This is a genomic window from Vreelandella boliviensis LC1 (genome assembly GCF_000236035.1).
Lineage (GTDB): Bacteria > Pseudomonadota > Gammaproteobacteria > Pseudomonadales > Halomonadaceae > Vreelandella > Vreelandella boliviensis.
In genome coordinates this window covers 1-1,062 of record NZ_JH393270.1, presented here as the reverse complement: position 1 = coordinate 1,062, position 1,062 = coordinate 1, and the positions used below count along the sequence as shown (strand labels likewise).

Here is a 1,062-nt window from a genome sequence, read left to right as displayed (position 1 = left end):
TGAATCGCCCCGAGTATTCTAGACACCCGTTAGGCTCTTAAAGTAACGCCTTTCATACTCAACCGGTGACAAGTTATCACTTGTGCCGTGTCGGCGCTTTGGGTTGTAAAACATTTCAATGTAATTGAACACGTCACGTCTAGCCGCTTCGCGTGTTGAATAAATCTGTCGCTTGATTCGCTCTCGCTTGAGAAGTTGAAAGAAGCTTTCAGCAACGGCGTTGTCATGACAGTTACCACGTCGGCTCATGCTGCCTACCAAGTGATTCGCTTTCAGAAAGCTTTGCCAGTCTCCACTGCTAAACTGGCTTCCTTGATCCGAATGCACCATCACCGTTCCTTGTGGCTTGCGTCGCCAGACTGCTGATAACAAGGCATCCAGTACCAACTCCGTAGTCATGCGAGACTTCATCGACCAGCCAACCACTTGACGAGAAAACAGGTCGATAACTACCGCTAAGTAAAGCCAGCCTTCGTAAGTGCGGATGTACGTGATGTCTGTCACCCAAGCAACATTTGGCGCTTTTACTTCAAACTGACGGTCTAAATGGTTAGGGGATACAACAGCCGGTTTTCCACCGCCATAGCCGCCAGGGCGCCGTCGATAGCCCGTCTGAGAGCGTAAACCTTCCCTACTCATAAGACGCGCCACACGGTGCTTGCCGCAAGCTTCGCCAGCTTCACGCAAGTCCTGGTAGACCTTGCGATAGCCATATACACCGCCGCTTTCAAGCCAGGAGTGCTTGATCAATCCCAGCAGGCGCTCATCTTCCCGAGCTCGATTAGAGAGCGCTTTTTTACACCATGCGTAGTAACCGCTGGGATGCACTGCCATCATCTGACACAAGCGACGTACCGAATATTGGCTCGCATAATTTTGAATAAACGCGTACCTCAGTCGGACTCCCTGGCGAAGTACGCGGTGGCCTTTTTTAATATATCGCGCTCTTCTGATACGCGTTTGAGTTCAGCCTTCAAACGCCGGTTCTCAGCTTGTAAATCATCCTCTTCTTGTCGTTGTTCTACCGGCTTATCGTAGCGTTTGATCCAGTTGTACAGGCTG

The 1,062-nt window shown here is 50.6% G+C and carries 1 protein-coding gene; it reads right to left on the bottom strand.

All coding sequences use genetic code 11. The annotated features are described in order from the left end of the window. Positions 1–18: 18 nt before the first annotated feature. Positions 19–1,062 (bottom strand): IS3 family transposase gene (locus tag KUC_RS18960; RefSeq protein WP_085940843.1). Its coding sequence is split into 2 segments (ribosomal slippage), with 1,045 coding nucleotides annotated over them: positions 19–935 and positions 935–1,062; the frame shifts between segments, so codons are not numbered across the junction. This gene is flagged as partial in the annotation.